Origin of the sequence: Agrobacterium sp. Azo12, from assembly GCF_029193765.2 — a bacterium.
Classification (GTDB): Bacteria; Pseudomonadota; Alphaproteobacteria; order Rhizobiales; family Rhizobiaceae; genus Agrobacterium.
The window spans coordinates 2,040,172-2,057,858 of record NZ_JARFYO020000001.1; the positions used below are offsets into that span (position 1 = coordinate 2,040,172).

Annotated in this window: 18 protein-coding genes and 1 pseudogene; 10 read left to right on the forward strand and 9 right to left on the reverse strand. The window is 56.9% G+C overall.

The features are described 5' to 3' along the window. Positions 1-239: 239 nt before the first annotated feature. Positions 240-2,951 (forward strand): autotransporter family protein, encoded by a 2,712-nt coding sequence (locus PYL13_RS09575; RefSeq protein ID WP_275641134.1) that lies wholly within the window; start codon positions 240-242, stop codon positions 2,949-2,951. Between the two features lie 41 nt (positions 2,952-2,992). On the opposite strand, the gene PYL13_RS09580 is transcribed toward PYL13_RS09575, so the two are convergent. After that, complete coding sequence (locus PYL13_RS09580; RefSeq protein ID WP_275641135.1) at positions 2,993-3,685, reverse strand: alpha/beta fold hydrolase; 693 nt, start codon at positions 3,683-3,685, stop codon at positions 2,993-2,995. A gap of 197 nt (positions 3,686-3,882) precedes the next feature. Here PYL13_RS09580 and PYL13_RS09585 point away from each other — a divergent pair, with 197 nt between their 5' ends. Beyond that, positions 3,883-4,614, forward strand: coding sequence for a class I SAM-dependent methyltransferase (locus tag PYL13_RS09585; protein WP_275641136.1), 732 nt, complete (start codon positions 3,883-3,885; stop codon positions 4,612-4,614). A gap of 26 nt (positions 4,615-4,640) precedes the next feature. Here PYL13_RS09585 and PYL13_RS09590 read toward each other — a convergent pair whose 3' ends face one another. Together PYL13_RS09590 and PYL13_RS09595 are read right to left on the reverse strand one after the other, a co-directional pair. Then, on the reverse strand, positions 4,641-5,213 hold the full coding sequence (locus tag PYL13_RS09590; RefSeq protein WP_275641137.1) for a DUF3885 domain-containing protein: 573 nt from the start codon (positions 5,211-5,213) through the stop codon (positions 4,641-4,643). Positions 5,214-5,314: 101 nt separating this feature from the next. Then, positions 5,315-6,226: an NAD(P)/FAD-dependent oxidoreductase gene (locus tag PYL13_RS09595; protein WP_275641138.1), complete on the reverse strand. Its 912-nt coding sequence runs from the start codon at positions 6,224-6,226 to the stop codon at positions 5,315-5,317. Between the two features lie 214 nt (positions 6,227-6,440). Here PYL13_RS09595 and PYL13_RS09600 point away from each other — a divergent pair, with 214 nt between their 5' ends. The 4 genes from PYL13_RS09600 (at position 6,441) to PYL13_RS09615 (ending at position 8,787) form a co-directional block, all read left to right on the forward strand. Next, the gene (locus PYL13_RS09600) at positions 6,441-6,911 is read left to right on the forward strand and encodes an NUDIX hydrolase (RefSeq protein WP_275641139.1); all 471 of its coding nucleotides are present in this window, start codon (positions 6,441-6,443) and stop codon (positions 6,909-6,911) included. Between the two features lie 41 nt (positions 6,912-6,952). Next, positions 6,953-7,501 (forward strand): GNAT family N-acetyltransferase, encoded by a 549-nt coding sequence (locus PYL13_RS09605; protein ID WP_275641140.1) that lies wholly within the window; start codon positions 6,953-6,955, stop codon positions 7,499-7,501. A 23-nt stretch (positions 7,502-7,524) separates the two neighbouring features. Beyond that, the gene (locus PYL13_RS09610) at positions 7,525-8,280 is read left to right on the forward strand and encodes an alpha/beta hydrolase family protein (RefSeq protein WP_275641141.1); all 756 of its coding nucleotides are present in this window, start codon (positions 7,525-7,527) and stop codon (positions 8,278-8,280) included. A 144-nt stretch (positions 8,281-8,424) separates the two neighbouring features. After that, positions 8,425-8,787, forward strand: a complete 363-nt coding sequence (locus PYL13_RS09615; RefSeq protein ID WP_250982492.1) for a hypothetical protein — start codon at positions 8,425-8,427, stop codon at positions 8,785-8,787. 42 nt (positions 8,788-8,829) lie between these two features. On the opposite strand, the gene PYL13_RS09620 is transcribed toward PYL13_RS09615, so the two are convergent. Beyond that, positions 8,830-9,159: a helix-turn-helix domain-containing protein gene (locus tag PYL13_RS09620; protein WP_275641142.1), complete on the reverse strand. Its 330-nt coding sequence runs from the start codon at positions 9,157-9,159 to the stop codon at positions 8,830-8,832. Next, a complete protein-coding gene (locus PYL13_RS09625; RefSeq protein WP_275641402.1) occupies positions 9,149-9,376 on the reverse strand; it encodes a type II toxin-antitoxin system RelE/ParE family toxin in 228 nt (75 codons plus the stop codon). Before PYL13_RS09625 ends, PYL13_RS09620 begins: the two co-directional genes overlap by 11 nt. Before the next feature lie 586 nt (positions 9,377-9,962). Here PYL13_RS09625 and PYL13_RS09630 point away from each other — a divergent pair. Further along, positions 9,963-11,222 carry a sensor domain-containing diguanylate cyclase gene (locus PYL13_RS09630; protein ID WP_275641143.1) on the forward strand — a complete coding sequence of 420 codons (1,260 nt, stop codon included), beginning with the start codon at positions 9,963-9,965 and terminating at the stop codon, positions 11,220-11,222. Between the two features lie 3 nt (positions 11,223-11,225). On the opposite strand, the gene PYL13_RS09635 is transcribed toward PYL13_RS09630, so the two are convergent. Beyond that, positions 11,226-11,570, reverse strand: coding sequence for a hypothetical protein (locus tag PYL13_RS09635; RefSeq protein WP_275641144.1), 345 nt, complete (start codon positions 11,568-11,570; stop codon positions 11,226-11,228). Between the two features lie 461 nt (positions 11,571-12,031). On the opposite strand from PYL13_RS09635, the pseudogene PYL13_RS09640 reads away from it, so the two are divergent. Beyond that, positions 12,032-12,410, forward strand: a pseudogene (locus tag PYL13_RS09640) (VOC family protein). Positions 12,411-12,563: 153 nt separating this feature from the next. Here the strand turns inward: PYL13_RS09640 and PYL13_RS09645 are convergent. The 3 genes from PYL13_RS09645 to PYL13_RS09655 form a co-directional block, all read right to left on the reverse strand. After that, positions 12,564-12,941, reverse strand: a complete 378-nt coding sequence (locus PYL13_RS09645) for a response regulator (protein WP_250982490.1) — start codon at positions 12,939-12,941, stop codon at positions 12,564-12,566. Continuing rightward, on the reverse strand, positions 12,941-14,947 hold the full coding sequence (locus PYL13_RS09650) for a GAF domain-containing protein (protein WP_275641145.1): 2,007 nt from the start codon (positions 14,945-14,947) through the stop codon (positions 12,941-12,943). Before PYL13_RS09650 ends, PYL13_RS09645 begins: the two co-directional genes overlap by 1 nt. A gap of 244 nt (positions 14,948-15,191) precedes the next feature. Next, on the reverse strand, positions 15,192-16,532 hold the full coding sequence (locus PYL13_RS09655) for an NAD(P)/FAD-dependent oxidoreductase (RefSeq protein WP_275641146.1): 1,341 nt from the start codon (positions 16,530-16,532) through the stop codon (positions 15,192-15,194). 211 nt (positions 16,533-16,743) lie between these two features. On the opposite strand from PYL13_RS09655, the gene PYL13_RS09660 reads away from it, so the two are divergent. Further along, entirely contained in the window at positions 16,744-16,899 is a 156-nt protein-coding gene (locus tag PYL13_RS09660; protein ID WP_259146419.1) for a hypothetical protein, read from the forward strand. Between the two features lie 207 nt (positions 16,900-17,106). Then, positions 17,107-17,556 carry an Rrf2 family transcriptional regulator gene (locus PYL13_RS09665; RefSeq protein WP_275641147.1) on the forward strand — a complete coding sequence of 150 codons (450 nt, stop codon included), beginning with the start codon at positions 17,107-17,109 and terminating at the stop codon, positions 17,554-17,556. Positions 17,557-17,687: the final 131 nt, after the last annotated feature.

Genomic DNA, 17,687 nt, shown 5'->3' on the forward strand with positions numbered 1-17,687 from the left:
TTTTGTCTAGGTGCGGAACTTAAAAATTTCCCGACAAGGTTGCTGTAATCACCTTTCAAGACGGTGGAATGACATCAGGAGATCAGCGACATGCCGCCGCCGGTTCAAACTTGAATGCGCTTGATCCCGGTTGCGTGTCCTTCACTATTTTACTGCTTTGGCGCGAATATTAGGGGAGTGTTAAGCATGTTTCTTCATTGTTTGATAAACGTCATTTCCCTCGTGCCCCCTGGGTCACCATGCAAAAGCGCCACGCCTTCCGCACTCTTCGACCGTCCTGTCACCGTCTGTTTTTGTCCACCGCGCCGCTCGTTCTGGCCTTCGCGGCCAGTCCGGTCTCTGCGCAGGATGTCTATTGGAATGGCGGTGCTGGCAATAATGACTGGTTCGATGCCGGCAATTGGGATTTAGGTTCTGTGCCTGACACATCAACGGATGTGTATCTGCCTGTGGGCAATGTCAGCCTGTCTGGTGCTGCGCTCGCCAATAATGTCACCGTGGAAGCGGGAGCGACATTAACGGTCACGGGCGCCGGGGTGCTGGACAGTAACGGCCGCATCACCCTGAATGACGGTAGCCTGATCATCGAGAACGGCGGTCAGGTGTCCAGCGGCCTTGCCATTGTCGGAGAGTCTGTTGCGGGTGGCGCTGTTATCTCCGGCCCCACCGCCAGCTGGACCAGTTCCGACCAGCTGACCGTGGGAAATTTTGCCAATGGCACATTGCGCATTGAGAACGGTGCAACCGTGTCCAGCACGCAAGGGTATGTCGGTGCGGCAGCATCCGGTATCGGAAGTGTCGTGGTCACGGGGGCCGGTTCCACCTGGCGTATGACTGACTACAACCTCAATCTGGGAAATTTTGGCACCGGTGAGATCACCATTGAAGATGGCGCTGAGGTTTACGCTCAAACGGGCGTCTGGCTCGGCATTTCCGCGACAGATGCGGTCGGCACCCTCAATGTAAACGGCACGGCTGGCGCGCGCGGCGTGTTGGAAACCCGCTTTGTGCGGGGCGGGGTAGGCACCGCTGACGTGACACTCAATGGCGGCATCCTGCGCGCCAATGCCAACATCGCCAATTTCTTCGTCAACTTTTCCAACAGGCAGGTCTTGCTTGGCGCTGACGGAGGTTTCTTCGACACCAACGGTTTTAACATCGGCATTGAACCGGAATTGACCGGCGCTGGCGCGTTGACCAAACAGGGTGCAGGCACCCTGACACTGACAGGCGAAAACACCTATAGCGGCAACACCACCATTACCGGTGGCACCTTGAAACTGGGCAATGGTGGCACCACTGGCAGCATCGTGGGCAATGTCGCCAATGATGGAATTCTGGCCTTTGACCGTTCTGATGTGGTGACGTTCGGTGGCACCATCACTGGCTCCGGCGGTGTGCGGCAGGTCGGCTCCGGCCAGACAATTCTCACCGCCAACAATTCAGCCTTGCTTGGAACATCAGGCGTTTACGCCGGCATATTGTCGGTCAACAACACGCTGGGCGGCAGCATGGAAGTTCGCGGCGGGCGTTTACAGGGCATAGGGCAGGTGGGCACCACCACCAACTTTGCCGGCGGCACCATTGCACCGGGCAACTCCATCGGCACCCTCACGATCGCGGGGGACTATATCGGCAGTGGCGGCACGCTGGAAATTGAAACGGTGCTGGGCGACGATACGTCTTCCACCGACCAGTTGATTGTCACCGGCAACACGTCAGGCACCACCAATGTGCGGGTCATCAATTTTGGTGGCACCGGCGACCAGACGGTGGAAGGCATCAAGATCATCGATGTCGGCGGCGTGTCCGCCGGCAACTTCTCGCTGCTTGGCAGTTATGTTTTTGAGGGTGATCAGGCCGTGGTCGCAGGCGCTTACGCTTACCGGCTGTATCAGGGCGGCGCCAGCACGCCACTGGATGGCGACTGGTATCTGCGCTCGGCCCTGTTGTCATCAGGCACTCCGCTTTATCAGGCTGGTGCACCGGTTTACGAAGCCTATTCATCGGTACTGCAACGGTTCAATACGCTGGATACGCTGCAACAGCGCGTCGGCAGCCGCGTCTGGGGCAGCAGCGATACAAATGCCGGGCAGGGTCTTGATGCTGCTGACTACGGCATCTGGGGCCGCATTGTCGGCCAGCATGACCGTCTGTCACCGCATTCCTCCACCACATCAACGGATTATACGGTTGATACCTGGCAATTGCAGGCCGGTACCGACATGGAACTCATGTCCTCAAGCGGCGGCAATCTGGTTGGCGGCTTGTCCCTGCGTTACGGCACCATTGATGGTGACATCACGTCGCCCTATGGCAACGGCGCCATCAGCAGCAGTGGCTACGGCCTTGGCAGCACGCTGACCTGGTATGGCAATGGCGGCTTTTACGTCGATGGTCAGGTCAACCTCACCTGGTTTGACAGTGACCTCAACTCCACCACCGCAGCCACCCGGCTTGCCTCAGGCAATAATGGTTTCGGCTACGCGCTGGGCGTTGAGGCAGGCCAGCAGATTGCCATCAGCCCCGGCTGGAGCCTGACCCCGCAGGCCCAGCTCAGCTTTTCCGGCCTGAGCTACCGTGACTTTACCGACGCCTTTGGCGCGAAGGTGTCTCTGGGCAGGGACAATGACCTGAAACTGCGCCTTGGACTGTCATCGGATTATGAAAACAGCTGGACGGGTGAGGCCGGCACCCGCAACCGCCTGCAGGTCTATGGCATTGCCAATCTCTATTATGACCTGTCGCCCGACGCCAGAACAGACGTGGCCGGCGTTGCATTGCGCAATTCGCAGGAACGTCTGTGGGGCGGCCTTGGCCTTGGCGGCACCTATGCCTGGGACAATGAAAAATATGCCGTTCACGGGCAGGCGGGCATCAACACAAGCCTTGGCGACCTCTCTGGCAATACCAGCCTCAGCGGCACGCTTGGGTTCACCGCGAGATTCTAGAACGGCAAATTTTAGGGCAGCGCAAACCGGTTGCGCTGCCTTTACGTCGCAACGCCATCCAGCCACTGCCGCATCACTGTTACAAGTTCATCCGGCGCTTCCAGCGGTATCATGTGGCCGGTCTTTTCTATCACCTGAAAGCTGGAGCCGCTGATGCCGTCATGCATTTCTTCCGCCTCGGCACGGCTGCGCAGGTTGTCTTTCTCACCAGCAAGGATCAGGCAGGGGCAGCTGATATCGCCCAGCAAATGGCGCTCATCCACCCGCTCCAGCAGCGATTGCCGGCGAAACACATCGCTGCCCAGCCGCTGGCCCATGGCCTGAATGCGGGCAATCAGGTCCTGCCGTCCGGCATTGTCTGGGTGCAGTGAAGACGCAACGGCCGCCGTGCTCAGGCCCTTGAAGGAAACACTGTCCGGCTTGTGTGCCACAGCTTCCTTCCGCTGGCGCTGCACCTCCGTGTCACCACGCGCAGACGTGGCAATCAGCACCAGTGCTTTAACCCGCTCAGGTGCCTGGCGCACAATTTCGCGCGCCACATAACCGCCCATCGAAAACCCGACCAGAACGAATGTCTCTGGCGCCTGCGCCAGCACGCGGCTGGCCATATCCTTGATCGTGCCGTCCTGAAATAGATCGGCATGCACAAATGGCCCGAATTCATCAAGACCCGGCGTCACATCGCGCCACAGGTCTGCATCCAGCATGAAACCGGGTATCAGAAGCATCGACATATCTAGTCCATCGTCATTGCGTGGTTGCTCCTGAGTTAGCGCAACACAGATGAGTTGGCTACTGATGCCCCGTAATAGGCGCAAATATTGCGATTGTCATCGATATGACTATCCTTGAGCGCTTCGAAGTTCAGCAAACACCGCCACTCCGCACGTGACAAGGGATAGGTGGCAATACACACAGGATGAGGTTTCGGGTGGCGCAGAATATTTATGACAATCCGGCCTTTTTTGCCGGTTACAGCCAGCTTCCGCGTCAGGTGCATGGGCTGGATGGCGCGCCGGAATGGCCGGCCATTCGTGCCATGCTGCCGCCACTTGCCGGCAAACATGTGGTGGATCTCGGCTGCGGTTTTGGCTGGGCATCTCGCTGGATGGCCGGGCAGGGTGCGGCCAGCGTTCTGGGGCTTGATCTCTCGGAAAACATGATCAACCGCGCCAGACTGGACACGTCCGCCAGCGCAATCACCTACGACATAACCGACCTTGAAACGCTCGAATTGCCGAAGGCGCAGTTCGATCTTGCCTATAGCGCACTGGCCTTTCATTACGTCAGGGATTTTGCCCGGCTCACACGCATGGTGCACGCGGCCCTTAAACCCGGTGGCGACTTCGTGTTCACGATAGAACATCCAATCTTCATGGCGGCTGCCCATCCGCACTGGATTGAAGATGAGGACGGCCGCAAAACCTGGCCGGTCAACGGTTATTCCGTGGAGGGAGAGCGCCGCACGGACTGGTTCGCCAAGGGTGTGGTCAAATATCACCGCACCATCGCCACCACGCTCAACAGCCTGATCACGGCAGGGTTCACCATCCGTGAGATCAAGGAATTTTACCCGACAGCAGAACAGATCGCGGAGGTTCCAGCCCTTGCGGAAGAGCTGGAACGGCCAATGATGTTGCTGGTATCGGCGCACCGCGCCTGAACCGGTGGCCAGTGGCTTTTGGTCGTTTATAGGCCAGACGGATGGTCTGACAGCCAATTGCTGTACTGGTTTTTCAGTGCGGCAACGTGATCTGCCGTTGCAGGGAAAATGTCAAAACCGCCATCGTATGGTGCGAAAATCTGGCCTGTTTCCCGGCTCATGAACAATGTCGGGCCGGTGCGTTCTTCGGCCACGTCGCGCAGCAGGTCGCGAAACGCCTCGGCATCCCAGATCACCTGCCTTGCAAAGCCGTACCAATTGACGCCCCACGGCTCGGTATCAAAGGCGGTGCGCCTGTCTTCATAATGATCAAGGTCAGGATCGAACTCAGATTCCAGCTTTCGCCAGTCGCTATCGTGGTCATATTCCTGTCGGTATTGCACCAGCCAGCAGGGCGCACCGGCTAGCAGAACCTGATTGCCCAAAATGGCAGCCCGTCTGTGAATTTCCTGTCGTTCGGCATCATTGTCCGCGTAACGCTGGGAGTGCGGCAGGGCATGAAAACGCACCCAGGGTTTTGCCTCGATGTCCCGTAGTTCAAATGCAAGCGCAACGGTATCACCGTGAAATGCTGTCCATTCGCGTCTGAATTCCGTCATGCCCAAAACTGCCTCAGCACTCCCATGGTGCAATCTAGCATATCGCGGCGTGACGTCGTTGCAAGCAGCGGCATCATGGGTCGCTGCTTGCAACAGGTCCGTCAAACCGTGCCAAACATCAGCGAGCGATGCACGCCGGCACCCGCCAGATTGCCATCACCCACCGCCAGCGCCACGGAGGCCATTGGCCGTGCGGCATCACCGCAGGCAAACACGCCGGGCAGGGAGGTTTCCTTCATGACATCGGTCTTGATGGTCGCGCCTAACGGTCCTTGCTCCATCTCAAGCGCCAGATCAGTGGCAATGGGGCTCGCCAGCTCAAACGGTGCCATGGCAAACAGGCCGGCGAAGGAAAGCACCCGGCCATCGGCAAGATTTATGTCGGCATGGCCGGTAATGGCGGTAATCGGGCAGCGTACCAGCGTTGTACCGCGTGCTGTCAGCGCCGCCAGCTGCTCGGTATCCGGGGTAAAGGCATCGTTCAACAGCAGCGTTGTTGGCCCCCAATCCGGCAACATCAGCGCATGGTGCATGGACAGTTCGGACCCGGCAATGACGCCAATCGGCCCTTGGTTCAGCTCATAACCGTGGCAATAGGGGCAATGAAACACCGCTTTGCCCCAGCGCTCGGCAAGACCCTCTATGGCAGGCAGTAAATCTTTCACGCCGGTTGCCAGCAACAGGCGGCGAGACAGGTGGCGTGCACTCTTGGCGAACACTTCAAAACCCGCATCCGTGTCGCTCGTCGCCAATTTTTGCGCACTGTCGGCACGGCCAGAAAGCCAGGTGACTGTCGGGTAGTTCAAAACCTGCTCGCGTGCCTTGGCGGCAATCACTGCCGGGTCGACGCCATCCTGCGTGATGAAACCATGGGAGTGGGCGGCAAACCGGTTGCGCCGGAGGCCTTCATCAATAATCAGCACCTTGCGCCGCGCGCGGCCCAACTGAATGGCGGCGGAAAGGCCGGCATAGCTGCCGCCAATGATGATAACGTCGTACATCGTGTCAGTCATGGAATACCTCATCAATCTTTCGTCGCAACATAAGTATCGTGATATTGTGAAGTCAATAGTCATGATACATTTGATGTGACGAATTGATGATGGGAAGTTGCCGTTGCAGCAGGCGGTGTTTGAAATTCCCGTCAGGGATGTATTTATCGGCTTCCTAATATCACCGGGATTGTGCAAATAGACATGGGGGATGCGAACCGGGAGCGATGTGATCATGGCAGAAATACCCATCCGCAGTTTTGGCGTGGCCGTAGTCGTGTTGCGTGAAGTCGGCGCGGAAACGCAAGTGCTGCTGCTGCGCCGCAACCACACCCTGGTTGGGGAATGGTGCCAGATTGCCGGTGGCATCGAAGACGGTGAAAAGGCCTGGCAAACGGCACTGCGCGAGGTGAAGGAAGAAACCGGGCTTTCCTGCACACGGCTTTATTCCGCCGATATCTGCGAACAGTTTTATGAGGCAGATCGCGACGCCATCACGCTGGCACCGGTGTTCGTCGGCATCGTGGATGCGACGGCTGAAGTCGTGCTGAACGAAGAACACAGCGAGTTCTGCTGGACCTCGTTTTCAAGCGCCGTCGATATGGTGCCCTTTGCCGGCCAGCGCCACGTGTTGCGCCATGTCGAAGCCGAATTTGTGCAGCGCCAGCCCGTCAAACACCTTCTGCTGTTTGAAATGTCGCATTGAGTGCTCTGACAGGCTCAACGAAACAAAAACATGAGGGTATGATGCCAGCAACATATCGCGTGCCAGAGACTTTCAACACCGAACGTTTCGTTGTGCGCAAAGCGCTCGTATCGGATGCCATGTCCGTGCATCGGGGCTGGGCGACCGACCGGGAGGTAACACGGTATCTGGCGTGGAAACCGCATTCCAGCATGGAGCAAACGGTAAGCTTTCTGGAAGGTGCGGAGCGTGCGTGGCAGGTGGGCACAAGTTTCCCGTTGCTGATTGCCCCGCACACTGCACCAGATGAGATTATTGGAACGGTGGAACCGCGCAGCTATCAGGCGCGGGTGTCCTATGGCTGGATTACCAGGCGTGACCATTGGGGGCAGGGCGTTGCCAGCGAGGTTGTTCGCTGGCTGGTTGATCATGCGCTTGCACACCCGGCAATTTTCCGCACCGAGGCGATGTGCGATGTCGAAAACATTGCTTCGTCGCGGGTCATGGAAAAGGCTGGCATGACCCGTGAAGCGGTGTTGCGCCGTTACATTCTTCATCCCAATGTCTCGCCTGAGCCGAGAGACGCATTTCTGTATTCCAAAGTTCGATAGAAGCGATTTGAGGAGATCATGGCGTGACGGCGGTAACTCAACATTTCATTGAAAGGGACGACGGCGCGCGCGTTGAGCTGTTCCTGTCTTCTCCGCCTGCCACAACAAATGGTGCCATCCTCTTTGTGCATGGCAATCAGGGTGGGCTGTTGCTGGGCGGCAGGGAATTCGCCGATAACGGCTCGCTTGTCCGTTTCTCCTCGCGTCTTGGCATTACGGCCGCGGCGGTCTCGCAGCCGGGGTTTGGTGCATCTGACGGGCCAGCGGATTTCTGCGGCCCAGCCACCCAGCACGCGATCATCGCGGCGCTGGCGTTTCTGGAGCAGCAACCAATGGTCGATCCTGACCGCATCGTGCTTTACGGCAACAGCCGTGGCGCCGTCGCATCGGCCATGGTCGCCACCAAAATTCAAACCTTGAGGGCGCTTATCCTGTCGAGTGGCGTTTACGACCTGCGAGACGCCTATGAGCGCAGTTCAAGAGGCTTGCAGCAAACAATCAAGGCCGAGAGTGGTGCCACTGACCGCGCCTTTTCGGACCGCTCGGCGCTGCACCACGCGCCGCAGATCACGGCCGGGACCTTGCTGCTGCATGGTGTCGATGATGACCGTGCCCCCGTCGATCAAGCGGAACTATTTTCAGCGACCCTTGCAGAGGCCGGTGTGCCGGTCAGCCTGCATAGATTGGATGCGGGACATCGCTTGGCTGGCGAGCTAGTCATGCCGATCCTCAAGGATTTCCTGACACGGATATTCAGACCGGCCGTGACGCTTCACTAGCGACTGATCGCACACCACGCTGCCAAAATACCCATGCAACGAGGACGGCACTATGGTTGCAAACAGGTGTTGTCTTGTGCTTCACGCTTGCGGGCGTTATCGTCGCGCTGCCAATGTTAAGTGAATGGAATCAAGAGAAAAAACGTGAATCGTATTTCAGTGTTATTGATAACCGGCCTCAGCCTGACCCTCACAAGTTGCGGTTTCACCCGTGCATCAGAGCGTGGCCATGCCCGTGAAGTCAGCAAGATCAATGCGGTTGGCGTCAGCCTCGATACTGCACGCGAAATGGCTGTCAAAAAGGGATTTCTGTGTGATCAGAGCGTTGACAGGGGCCGTACCGTGGTGAGTGATGGCGTGACCAGAAAAACCGACATTCTGTCCTGCCACAAAAAATCTCTCGAGCTTATCTGCCCGCAGCGCAGATATGTGATTTTTAACGCTTATCCAGCAACCGGCAAGGTCTACCGTGTCGGCAACCGCATAACCGAGCATTCCTGCTTTTAAGCAGCGTCTCCATGTGGTGATATTGGTTTGGGCCCCGCGTGATTATGCGTATTGCTTCACATAAATCTCAGGATCAAAATCAACCCGCTTTGCATTGCCATCCGGTGTTTTGAGGATAAGTTCAACACCACCGCCAATCGAATGCATGTAACGCACGATAGAGGAAATCAGCACATCATCGGCGCTCTCGATTTTCGAGATCGTGTTCTGTGTCATGGCGGCGCGTACGGCAACATCCTGCTGGGTTGCATTCATGGCTTTGCGCACTTCCGCCAGAGCCTTGCCCAGACGCCGTGTTTCGCGTTTTTCATCAAGACGTGCACGAACATCTTGCGGCAGTTCGGCGCGCAGTGTTTTCCAGTCAGTGCTCATCTTTTTTCTCCTTCAGCCACGAATTGAAACGCTGGTCTGCTTTGCCGATCAACTGTTTGTAAAACAGTTCCTGGCTCTTGCCTTGTTTAGCCGCCCCGCACAGAATAATGGCAGCCTGATCAGGATCGAAGGCAAAGGCAAAACGCCAGACCTGCTTGCCAAATCTTACGCGGATCTCTTTCATATTGGCATGACCGGACCCGGAAAGCGTATCCACCTCAGGACGACCAAGAAACGGGCCATCATCTTCAAGGTGGTCCAAAACCTCGCCAACCAGTTCTTAAGTCCCATTTCCAAGGCCTTCCATTCTGGAACGAACTCACGATGGAACTTCACGTCATAGGGCATTATCGACCTCAGAAATATATCTTCAAAGATATAAAGTCAAGATTTCGCAAAACATAACGCAACGCTATACGATCAGGTTGTCAGGATTGAATACGCTGAGCGCTGTTCGCGCACATTCACAATGTGCCTGGAAATATTGTGACCTTGAATTGGTGTTTGGAAACAAGACGTTTGACACTTCAATTGCAAGCGCCCGCACATCGTCTTCGCCGCTTTCCCTGCAAAACCAGCTTGCCAGTTATTCTTCTCCTTGTTCATTTGCAGATATCATTTCTAACAATGGTTGCAAGTGGTCGCTGAATTCATGCGCTGTCTGCGCCTTAAAACGCCCCAAACCAATGGCCCGTAAACCATTTGCACAATCTCCTTGGTGTCAGACGAAACCTTTCGCTGCTGAGGGGATTAAGCGTACAGATGTTAGTGTGTTGAATGCACGCTTGTTTGCGGAGGAAAATATGGCGGAGCAAGCCTACACAACGGATGATCCTGCCACCCGTCTGGAGCTGTTCGACTTTGCGTTCGATCACGCACCGATAGGCATTGCGCTTGTCGATCTTGAGGGACGGATCCTGCGAGGCAACGCCGCATTTGCAAGGCTGGTCGGTCTGCCTATAACGAAAGTCATTGGCACCCACTTCAAGGACTTCACCCACCCGGACGATATCGACGCAGACATGCACCAGTTCCAGCAGGTTTTGCAGGGTCGTCGGGATGGTTACACCATTGAAAAACGCTATGTGCAGCCTCTCGGTGACGTGGTTGATGTGATGATCCATGTTGCCGCCATGCGCGATGCCGAAGGCCGTGTGGTGCGCTTCATTTCACAGATCGAGGATATTACCCGCCATAAGGAACATGAGCGGCAATTGGCCGAACGCGCCGCACAGTTGGAACTGGCCATGGAAGCGGTGAGGGGCGGGTTCTGGCACATGGACATCCCTAGCGGCAAGTTTGAAACCTCGGATCGTCTTGCACAGTTCATCGGCGGGCAGACCGCCGCCCGGCTTGATCTTGAGCGCTACGTCAGCCGTGTGAATGTCAATGACGGCGCGCAGGCAGATCTCACGCCGTTGATCTCAGGCGAACTGGACCAGAATGTTGCTGAATACCGGCTGGATACCATTCAGGGAGAACGGTGGATGCGCTGTGACCGGCGCTTGCTGCGCGATGGTGATGGCCGGCCGCTGAAGATCGTCGGCATGGCCATTGATTTTACCGATGAGCGCCGCCGCATTGAACAGCTGGAGGAAACCGCCAGCACGGATGCCCTGACTGGCCTGCTGAACCGCCGCGGCCTGGTTGGTGAATTTACCGCCCTGCAATCTGCCGATGGTTTTGTGGTGCTGGCGCTGGATCTGGATGGTTTCAAGCAGGTCAATGACGTTCATGGCCACGGCGTTGGAGATGTGGTGCTGTGCGAAACCGCGCGGCGCATCAAGGGTGCGGTGCGCAGCCATGATCTCGTTGCCAGAACCGGCGGCGACGAATTCGTGGTCGTGGTGGCCGGAAGCCGTGCTGCGGGCATAGCGGCTGCAGAACGTATCCTTGAAAGAATGCGGGAACCGGTGCTGATCTCCGGTGGTTCTACTCATGTGCGCGCCAGCATTGGTGGCGTTTGGAGCGCTGCCAAACGGGATATAACGGCCCTGATCAACGAGGCGGATGCGCTGCTTTATGATGCCAAGGCATCCGGCAAGGATGCCATGCAGTTTTAAGCCTTAAACGGCGGGATCGGTTTTGTCCTTTTTCGCCCAACCGTAATGCGCGACAATGTTCTGCTGGTTGCGGATCAGATGTCCGGCCAGTTCCGCATCACCACCGGTCATTGTCTCGGCGTCGGCACCGCACAGGTGCAAGAACATGCGCTGGTGAACGACGGCTGCAAAATAGTCGTAAGGCGGCGGGGTTTCCTGCGTCTCTACGCTCTTCCACTCCGCAGCAACTTGGCTGCTTGCTGCATCCAGCGCCTCCAGCACCGTCTGCATCATCTGTGCACTGGCACGTTCGACAATGTCGTTGAGTTTGCGCTCCTCGGGCGTCAGCACAGGACAGGAATTGCTCATGTTGGGCTCTCTCATCAAACATAGCTTTTGCGGTCATGGCATCTGCCATGTGATCATCATTCCTATGTTTAAACGGAAAAACAGGCAAAAAATTGCGCCTGCGACAATATTATAGGACCGCCCTCAGGCGGGATTTCGGTAATTCTCGACGCCGGGGCCGGATAAGTGTCGCCGCAGGAACCCCAGCATAGTGGCTGCGTAGCGGGGCGACGGGACCGACTACGCCCGGATCATGGCGTCCCGCATAGATTAAACCACTTCATCTGCGAAACCCCATCATGGGAGGCCCAATCGCCGATCCCGCAGAGAAGCGCGGGCCGCGAATGTCGAACGCTATAGGTACCTTAACAACGACTTTGTCGAGCACAGATTTCGGCTGCTTTGCGCCTATTGCGGTCATTGATATGAACGAAAAAATCCGTAAACTTTCCGCTGCTTCAAGGCTCGGAGAGGAAAGTGGAATGAATCTCAACCAAGTCACTGTGACCGGACCTTGATGAGGGTTGGACATTCTATTGCGCTCTCGGCCTAGTGCCAGTGGTGGATGCACGGCCGGACTATGTACGCTTTGTCTGCCCTGACGGAAACAGCACATTCTCTTTACACAAGGGCGGCGATGTAAGCGCCGGAACCACCGTCTACTTCGAATGCGACGATTTAGATGAAAAATATCATAGCCTAACCGCTGCAGGAATCGCGTTCTCGACCCCTCCGCAGGACCAGAGTTGGCTTTGGCGAGAAGCTGAACTTTTTGATCCTGGTGGAAATCGTATCCTACTGTACCTAGCTGGAAGTAACCGTATTAATCCACCGTGGCGGATCCAATCCGATCAGATTTAGAAGACATCAGACCTCGCTTTGGGCCAACTGTGGACGATACTCGACTCCCGACAGTTAGAAGATAGACGAAGAAGACTTCAGCCCACCAATTAGAGAAGGGCCGCTATGGGAAGAAAGTCCCGTGGGCGTGCTGCGCACAGGTGGCGGTGTTTGTTACGCCGCCATTGCGTGCAGTTGCGCTGTCACGCGGTCAACGTCGTAGGGTTTTGAAAAGAATACGCTGCGTGCAGGAAGATCGTCATCGGCAACCTTGCGATGGCCGGAAACGATGATGATCTCCACCGGTGGCCAGCGATCGCGCACCATGGCCGCCAGTTTCATGCCATCCATGCTGCCCGGCATGTCGATATCTGTAAACACAATGCGGATGTCTTCGCGCGCGTTGAGTATCTCGATGGCCTCATCGGCATTGCGCGCCTCGACCGCTTCAAAACCTGCTTCTTCAACAAGGTCGACAGCAGCCATCAGCAGTAGCGGTTCATCCTCAACAACAAGGACGACATTTTTCTTGGGCGGATTGAATGTACCCATTAGTGTTCGGCCTGTTGCAGTTGGTGTAGCGTTGCTTCCATCCGGAGAATGAGTCCAGATGACTCATAACGAACGTCTACCTTGCCTGTTCCACCAAGGCCCATTTTAATCAGCTTCGATCCAAACCCTGCCTTGTCTACGTCGTGAACCGGTGGGCCGCCAATCTCCTGCCAGTCAAGGTGGAACGTTGTGTTCTCACCTTCACCCGTCAGGTACCAGCGCAGCACAACCTTGCCTGTCGTGTTCGACAACGCGCCATATTTGATCGCATTTGTCGTCAACTCATGCAGCAGCAGGGAAAGCGATAGCGTGCCCTTGGGACCAAAGGTCAGGTCTTCGCCCTGCAGCACCACGCGGTCGCGCACGGACAGCCGGTCGAAGGTCCGTTCCATCACCTGCACGATTGCTGCGCTGCTCCAGTTGCGCTCAAACAAAACATCGTGGGCGGTACTCAGCGCGTGAACGCGGCGCTCAAAGGCTTCCACATATTGCCGTTCCTTGACTGGCCGCAGGGTCTGCGTGGCAATGGCCAGAACCATGGACAGCGTGTTTTTCAGCCGGTGGCCCATTTCCCGGTGCAACAACTGTTGCTCAGACTCTGCCCGCACACGCGCAATCGCCGCCTGTATGCGGTCGCCAAAGCTGCGCACAAAGGCAATTTCTTCATTCGACCACTGGTAGGGCATGTCATGGTGAACGAACACCACCAGGCTGAAATTGCCCTGGTCGATAACCGGTACATTGACCAGCACGCGAATGCCCAGATCAAGCAGTGCTTGCGCATTTGCAGCGGTGCGTGGGTCCTGCGTCACATCAGGAATGACGACAGGATTGCCCATTTTCAGATCGTTGATAAAGCTGCCATAGGCACGGAAATGGTGCAGGCCTGTCACGGGCGTAATGCCGGGTGCGGTCCATTGCGGCTGCATCAACACGGTCTCGTTGACAGGGTCTACAATGCCAAAACCGGCGCGGGTCGCATCTAGGGCTTTGGCCATCAGGTCTGCGGCGGCAGATGCCATGGACTCGATGTCGCTCAGCTGTGTCAGCCGGTCGCCCAGGTCAAGCAGCGCCTGTATGCGCGCTGCCGCACGCCGGGTCACTGTGACATCCTTCACCGCACCGATCATTTTCACTGGAAGGCCGTTTTCGCCACGAATGAAGTTTGCAGTCCGGGAAATCCACCGCAAACCGGCTGGCGTATTGATGCGGTATTCCACATCAAGTGCTGCCGAGCCATCGGCGCGGTTGGCCTGTGTCGATTGCGTGCCCTTATCGTCAGAAAAAACCATCGTCTCAAAAACGGACGTTGGATATGACCGCGCCGGCGGCAGATGAAAGATCCGGTAAAACTCCGGCGATGCGCGCAATTCGTTGCGCGTCAGGTCAATCTCGAAAGTGCCAACACCACCAGCCTCCTGCGCGGCAAGCGTTTCTTTCGCCGCGTTGCGCAAACTGGCCGTAATGCCTTTCTGGCGGCGAAACAGGTCATCCTTGCGCTGGGATAATCGACGCGCTTCAAAAAGCGCAATGACCTGCGAGGCAAGCGCCTGCAGGCCGTCCGCCTGTTCCTCGTCCAGTCCTTCAGGCCGTATGACCGTATCGATCACGCACAGGCTGCCGATGATAATTCCGTCTGGGGTAATCAGTGGGGCGCCCGCATAAAATCGGATGAACGGTTCGTCCGTAACCAACGGGTTGTCCTTGGTGCGCGGATCGGCCGTCAGGTCGGGTATTTCAAGCAATTCGCGGCTCACCAGCGCATATTGGCAGACAGACCCTGCCATTGGCGTCTCGCAGGGTTCAAAGCCGACACGGGCCTTGAACCATTGCCTGTTTTCTTCCACCAGGCTGATCAGCGCAACGGGGGTGCGGCAAATGACGCGGGCAATCTGCACAATGCCGTCAAACTCCGGTTCTGGCGGAGTATCCATGATATCATAGGCTTCAAGCGCCTCAATTCTCTCATGCAGATCAGTCTGGTCATCATAGTTGGTCTGTCGCAAGGCACTCTCGCAGTCACGTGGGTTAACCTATCTGTGCAGTTCCAGGACGGTTATTATCGCTATCCTTTGAGAGTGAACGCTGCCCATCGGGTTGATGAACGAGCAGTGGCAATTAAAGTTCCTTCGCCCCGCATAAAATTTTCGTAAAAACAATCCCATATGCCGACGGCCGGACACACTGATGGGGCAGGGAACTCATGCATCTTATCCACTGCGCTGACAGTTGCTGCTCAGGTCTGTAATCTTACAGTGCCGGGCCGGGGCGGATGGTATTTCCCGGTGCAAACCGCGACAGGCGGAAGCGGTGCAGGTTATGGCCGGTTTCATTGCCCTGAATAAGGTCTGCCATCACCCGGCCAATGCCCGGGCCAATGCCGAAACCGTGGCCGCTCATGCCCGTTGCCACAAACAGGCCGTTGATCGCAGCAACCCGGTCAACCACCGGCACCACGTCCGGCATGGCGTCAATCATGCCCGCCCATGTGGTTTTTAACCGGACGGGTTTGGCCTGCGCAAACAGCGTGTTGAAACCGCGCTCTATCGCCTGTAGTTCACGCTTGCCGGGGGCAGGGTTCAGCACCCGCATCCGCTCAAACGGGCTTACCTCATCGGCCGCCCAGTCGCGCGGCGTGGTCCAGGCATCGGGATATCCAGAGGGGGCCATCGGCGCATATCGCGTGCCAAACGGATGTGCCTTGAGTGCCGGCATATATTTGCTGGCATGGCGAAAAGCGTCCGGCCCAACATACAGCAAGTTGCTGCCGCCGGGCGCCAGCGTGTAACCGCCATCCTGTCGGCGACGAAATGCAATGTCATCCTCTGCAACCGCACCGGCATGCAGTTCCGGCATGGGCTCTGTCGCCGCCACCGTCGCCCGCACGCTCAACTGCGGAATGGACACGCCGTGTTTGCGCAACAACAGCGATGACCATGCGCCACCGGCCACCAGCACATTGCATGTCTCTATTTTGCCGTGCTCGGTCCACACGGCTTTGACAGCGCCCGCAGCAGTATCAAGTGATCGCACCGCGCAGTTTTCGATAATGCGAACACCTCGGCGCACCGCCAGCCGCGCCAGCGCCGGAACGGCCAGCCACGGCTCGGCCCGCATGTCGGATGGCGTCACCATAGCACCGGCAAAATTGCGCGCCATGCCCGGTATCATCCGCCGCACGGCTTCACCGTCAATCAGCCGCGTGTCGAGAGCGTGGGCAGCGGCAATCTTCATGAAGTCTTCAAAACCGGCCATGTCCTTAGATGTGCGTGCCAGATAGGTCACGCCGGTCTGCTGCAAGCCAATGTCTTCGCCGCATTCCTGCGCCAGTTCTTGCCACAGGCGGCAGGCCTCCATGACGATTGGTAACTCGTCTGCATCGCGGCCCTGCTTGCGGATCCAGCCCCAGTTGCGGGAGGATTGCTCGGCCGCAATGCGCCCCTTTTCCAGCAACGTCACCTCAATGTTGTTGCGGGCCAGAAAAAGCGCGGTCGACACGCCAATCACCCCGCCACCAACAATCACCACCTCGGATTTCTGGGGAATAGGGTCGGAATGCTGAACCGCATCGGCCTCGGAGAACGGGAACATCGCGCTTTTCCTGGATCAGAGTAATCAGCAACCCATAGCGCTGTGCCATGGGGTGTTCAAGGTGGGGTGAATTGTGAGAGCGAGTTGGCTGTGACTGTTCAATAGCCTCCAAACCTTACCTTGGGCCGGGCCGTTACTCCAAGCGATCAAGGGGTGATTTGCGTTCAACGCAGAATTGTCTACCCTGTCATGGTGCAAATTGGAGGTGACGATGAGACAGTTTTTACCTGGTCTGGTTGGCGGTTTGTTTGCTGGCGCAATTGTTTGGATCGCTCAAAACATGGGCGCGACGTTTCTGGTTGCCGCCATTCTGGCAGCCATCGGAGGATTTCTTGGCACCGTTGCTGGGCAGAAGTTGCAGCGTTAAGAGCGACGGTCATCTACCAAGGTTAGAGCTTGATTTGGCGTCACCGATTGGTGACGGCCGGCTTTGTTTCATCTGCGAGTGACAGTCTCAAAACCTGTCGCTTAAAAAGGGTGGACGGTTCCGGCCCCTCACGACACATTTGCCGTAACGAAACGGTCCATCCTGTGGTATGGCAGGATTCACAGGGCAGAAGATGAGGCAAACCAGATGAGACAGGACAGCCGGTTGTCGCGCATGTTGCATGTGTTGATCCACATGGGCAGGCACAAGGGCGTCATGACATCGGACATGATTGCCACCATGCTGGATGCCAATCCGGTTGTCATTCGCCGTACCATGGCGGGCCTGCGTGAGCAGGGGTATGTGCACTCGGAGCGTGGCCATGGCGGCGGCTGGACATTGGCGCGGCCGCTGGAAGAACTGACGCTGCTGGATATTTACCGCGCGGTGGGCGAACCCTCGATTTTTGCCGTCGGCCCGGCCTATGACATGCCCGGTTGCCCCATTGAAAAGGCCGTCAACGCCACGCTGGAAGATGTGTTTTCCGATGCGGAAAAACGCCTGATGGACCGTTTTGCCGGCGTCACTCTGGCTGATATTGCCAAGACATTTGTTGCCCCTGAAGGCGCGCACGAAGGCCAGTCCTGCAGCGCGTGATCTGTTGAGCCTGATCAGGGCGCGGTAAGCAAGTTTTAGCCAAAAAATAAAGATCGCCACTGGAACGAATTTTTGCGATGTATGGTTGTGCCTGTCCGTGCGTCACATCTTGATGTGAAGTTCGGTAAAGC